This is a genomic window from Aestuariivirga sp., from assembly GCF_037139295.1.
Taxonomy (GTDB): domain Bacteria; phylum Pseudomonadota; class Alphaproteobacteria; order Rhizobiales; family Aestuariivirgaceae; genus Aestuariivirga.
Map to the genome: position 1 here is coordinate 1 of NZ_JBAXGR010000172.1, position 4,425 is coordinate 4,425.

At 59.2% G+C, this 4,425-nt stretch carries 3 protein-coding genes; 1 reads left to right on the forward strand and 2 read right to left on the reverse strand.

Annotated elements, in window-relative coordinates; all coding sequences use genetic code 11:
- Nucleotides 1–230 precede the first annotated feature (230 nt).
- Nucleotides 231–863: a hypothetical protein gene (locus tag WCJ41_RS20240; protein ID WP_336907646.1), complete on the forward strand. Its 633-nt coding sequence runs from the start codon at nucleotides 231–233 to the stop codon at nucleotides 861–863.
- Between the two features lie 129 nt (nucleotides 864–992).
- Here the strand turns inward: WCJ41_RS20240 and WCJ41_RS20245 are convergent, their stop codons facing one another.
- Complete coding sequence (locus tag WCJ41_RS20245; protein WP_336907647.1) at nucleotides 993–2,771, reverse strand: DUF4012 domain-containing protein; 1,779 nt, start codon at nucleotides 2,769–2,771, stop codon at nucleotides 993–995.
- 45 nt (nucleotides 2,772–2,816) lie between these two features.
- The gene (locus WCJ41_RS20250; RefSeq protein ID WP_336907648.1) at nucleotides 2,817–4,280 is read right to left on the reverse strand and encodes a sugar transferase; all 1,464 of its coding nucleotides are present in this window, start codon (nucleotides 4,278–4,280) and stop codon (nucleotides 2,817–2,819) included.
- Nucleotides 4,281–4,425 lie beyond the last annotated feature (145 nt).

Here is a 4,425-nt window from a genome sequence, read left to right on the forward strand (position 1 = left end):
CACATGACGACGGACGCACCCACCAGGGCAGTCAATACGTGCTCCCCACATAGGGGATTGGGTCCATGGCCGCGGATAATGCGAGCAGATATTCCACGGAAAATGGGCAGCCCGCGGAATCTAATAGCAAATGTGGGCATTTATTTCCCTTTTCACCGTACCTCCTGAGCACAAGGACCAATCGGACAATATCTGGTTACAGAACGGAGTTTCTCGGCTACTCTTCGTACATGAAACTTGGATTTGTCACTTTATTTGCGACTATTTGCGTATCTTCTGCCCTGGTTTTTGCAGTGACTGACGGCGTGGCCGCGTACCCGCCGGGAACGGCATTGCAGGTAACTGTCACGCCGAATCCAGCCACCGTTGGTGATCACGTCACTGCCCTTGCCACCAATGTCCAGGCGGGGTGCAACGTTATCTTTACTTTTTGGCAGCGCTCGGTCACTGTGTCAAGTTCGGGTGGTTCGGCGTCAGCCGATTTCCAGGTTCCAAATTCGGCAGGTCACGCCACAATGCACGCAAAGACAGCTAACTGCGCGGCTATCGAACATTCATCGACCAATGTGGTGGTTACCGGCCGGCCAAGGGTCGTGGCCCCTGCCCGGGTATGTAGTAAGAAGACCTTCGTAGTGAAGGTGTCCAATTTCAAGCCGCGTACTCGAGTGTCGGTCAGGATGACTCAGGCTGCCGGGACGGGCAGTGTGCGGTCAGTGTCGCGCGCACTTGCCCAGTCGAGGTCAACCGGTTCAACCGGCAAAGTCTCGATGGCCTTCAATATCGCCAGCCCCGGCACCTACCTCGTTGCCGCGGTGGGGCCAAGCCAGCGCGCGACCACTTCGGTCCGGATCGTTCGCTGCTAGCGCTAGATCACTCGTCGAAACTGATGGCCTGAGACTGACAAGTCTCAGGCCATCAGTGTGTCCGATCGTCATCGCGAGCCCACCGCAATCGGCTTCATCTCGACCGCGGCGATCTTGCAGCGCGTCAGTTCAGAGCGCAGTGCAAGCTGCCCCTTGCCGTCCACTTACCTTCTGTGGGATCGACATTGGCTGAGTCATGGTGGCGGGCTCAGGGGGCAAAGACAGCGCCTTGCCTGTTTCCAGCATGAGCAGATCAACGCTGCGGGTTTGGTTGGAGTTGAGCACTAGGTCTACACGCCAGACTGGATGCCCACGTTCAAGTCCCTCGGACACGCTGACCTGTTGCCCGTCGATAGTCGTGAGCGCATTAATGGCCTTGACAGGGCCATAGATATAGAGCAGAACCTTGGTTGAGCCTTTGGGAGCTGACGCATTCTGGCCGGCCGGTAGGTCTTCTCGGAGATCGACGTATGACGGTAGTCCGTGGCTTGGTGCCGAGTTGTGAACGATCACCGAGATCTCGCTCGTGCGAGTCGAGTCAGTGCAGGTACCACCGTCGTACTGCATCTCGACTGAGATGTAGGCATCGAGCTTGTTGCCGCCGCCATTGTTGACGACGGCCATGGCGAACGGCCCGGGTTGATCCGGCAGGATCCCGGCCAACGAATATCGGGCCAGTTGGGCCTGCTCGTCTTTGTGCACGGAGTACACGAGCAGATCACCCTGCGTCACAGGTGCTTTCAGCGCCTTCACCAGAGGAGCCAACGAAACCTGACCGCTCGCGATGCGTTGGAAGACGGCTTTCAGCAACTCGACGACCACTGCGTCCTTGTCGGCCACTACTGGGAACTTCGCGTAGATGTCCTTGGTCAGGAACGTGAAGGCTGAGGTCGAGTCAACGGTAACTCCGCGCACGCTAACGGGGCCGGTGCCCGCGAGTAGGGCCGCGACGACGCGTTGGTCCAGAGCAACCACGCCATCAAGGGATCCGCCGCCCTGAGCCTTCCAGCCGTTGACGATGAGCTGCCCGGTGTAGGGGAAATGCGGACTCAGATTCAGGCCAGCCCACTCAGCGGCATCGGACGCCCATAGATCCTGGAACTCGGCGGGGAGGTTGCCCACGGGGATCTTCTTGGAATCAAGCCGCTTTCGCGAATTCGCCTCGACAATGCTCACTTTGCCAGCGTCAGTTCGAAGGATCGCGTAGGCACCGATGAGGCCGCCGGTGCCGCGTGCTTCTGCGAGATTTTCCATAGCGATGAACCACGTGTGCGGTTTACTCGAACCCAGCATGGTCCCGATCAGTGGTGCTGCCGCGGATGCAGAGCGAAGCGCGGGAATTGCCGCGCTCAGTGCTTCTCGAGCTTGCTTTACCTGCTCGGCTTGGGCCGCGGTGAGTCCGACTTGGTTGATGCTGGCCAAATCTTGGGCGGCCTGCTCGCTATTTGTTGCGAGCGCCTCAAGAACGGGCGCGAGCGCGGTCAGTGCTTCGACGTCGAACTTCCCGCCGGAGGTTGCAAATGCGGCCTTATCGAACTTGGGCAGGAGCTCAGCGAGTGGAGCAGCCGCGGCTGCGATGCTGTCAGCACTCGCGCCCAGAGTTCGCGCGGCCGACGCGCGAGCCCCTACGCCCGGAAGCAGGGCCGCCAGCCCCCAGATTGGGTCGCCGGTCAGATCATGCAAGTGGGCGGCCTGACTGTGCAGACTGGTGATATCGCCTGCAACCGCTGTGAGGTCGCCCTTAGTGACGTCACTGCGTAGTTGGGTGATTGTGGACGCCAGAATGGAGGCTGTGCTTGTTGCATCTCGTCCTCGAACTGCGAGCCAGGACACCGATACAACCGCGGCAATCGCAATGACTGCAAGGGAAATCGTGATCCGCCGAGCGCGGCAAATTCCGTTCGCCATCCGGCTGTCCTCACGTGAGTTGGGAGTCGTGTACGTCGACTCCGGTCAGTAGGCGCCGTGCCCGGTCAAGACTGCTTTGGCCGTCTTCAGCAAGATTATGGTGTCAAGAGCCGGTGACCAGTTCTCGACGTAATAAAGGTCGAGCCGCATGCGCTCGTCCCATGTGGTGCCCTTCCTCCCGCTGATCTGCCAAAGGCCCGTGAGCCCTGGCTTGGTGAGATGGCGACGCTGTACCTGCGCAGGGAGGTTGTTGGCTTCACTCACGAGTAGTGGTCGCGGACCCACTAGTGACATCGAACCGAGTATTACGTTGAGAAACTGGGGGAACTCGTCAAGGGACCAACGTCGCAATAGTCTGCCTACTTTGGTGATCCGTGGATCATTGCGCAACGTCGTATTGGAGCCCAACTTCATCGCGTTGGCCACAGCTTGTTCGTGTCCCAGTTCTGAATCCTGGGTCATGGTGCGGAACTTCCACATCGTGAAGTGAGATCCCTCAAGACCGACTCGCCGCTGCTTGAAGATCACCGGACCCCTACTCGTAACACGAATCATCACGGCCGTCACCAACAGGAGTGGAGATGTGATGACAAGGAGCACAGTGGCCCCGACCACGTCGAGTATTCGCTTGGCAAATCGTTTACCACCCGTGAGATGTGGCTCATCGAGATGGATCAGCGGTAACCCGGCGGCGGGGCGCAACGTGAGGCGGGGTCCGGAGATGTCGCCCAGGATCGGTGCAACGAGCAAGTCGATCCCGCGGCCTTCCAACTGCCACGCCAAGCGTCTGATGAGCTCGTCGGTGATGAGGTCCGACTGGGAGATGGCTACGGCACGGATGTGGTGGCTTTGAATCTGCGCGCTGACTGTGTCTATCCACCCTGCAGTATGGGTCCGAGGAGGCGAAATTTGTTCGACCGCAAGGAATCCGGCGCATGGGTCAACTGCGAAGGCCGCGGCCAATAGTTCAGTTTGCTCAGGCTGGCCGATCAGCAAGGTTCGGAACAGTCGTCGTCCACTCGAGCGCTCCCGCTTGAGCCAGGCCCTACTAGCCGTGCGCCCAGTGATGAGCGCGAGTAGCCCGACAGGCAGCACTATGAGGATGAACGCACGCGAGAGTTCAGCCTTCAACACGAAGGAGATCGTGCCCACCAATCCGAACAGGATGCAGGTAGCCACTAGCACGCGCTTGAACTCTTCCGTCCCGACGCCGAAGAAGCGACGGTCGTATGCGCCATTGAGCGACAGCGTGCCAAACCAGGCGGCTGCAATTCCAAGTGCAACGAGTCCGTGCGGCGCGGTGTTGATGAGCGAGTCAGATGTGAAGTTGAACCGAGCGAAGACTGCCGAAGCCACCGAAGCGATGATGGCCACAAGGTCGCTGCTGACGACGAGCCATAGGTAGGTCCGTAGCGGATCCTTGTTCGTCCTTTCCGCATCTGCCGACTCGTGCTCGCCGACAGATTCCACGACGGTGGGCCGCTCGTTTGCAGGGATCGGCGTGAGCAAGACTCGAAGATCGGGCGAAGTAGGCGTTAGCGACCGAATTCCTTGAACAGTCATAACGCCCCCTGTCCGATTTGTCGAAATGATTCGCCGTGCTGACTCGCAGGATTGTGATCATATCGAGGGTCGACTGCAATTAGAAGACTGC

Coding starts and splice junctions, on each gene's coding strand:
- WCJ41_RS20240 (WP_336907646.1), top strand. CDS start 231: ATGAAACTTGGATTTGTCACTTTATTTGCGACTATTTGCGTATCTTCT.
- WCJ41_RS20245 (WP_336907647.1), bottom strand. CDS start 2,771: ATGGCGAACGGAATTTGCCGCGCTCGGCGGATCACGATTTCCCTTGCA.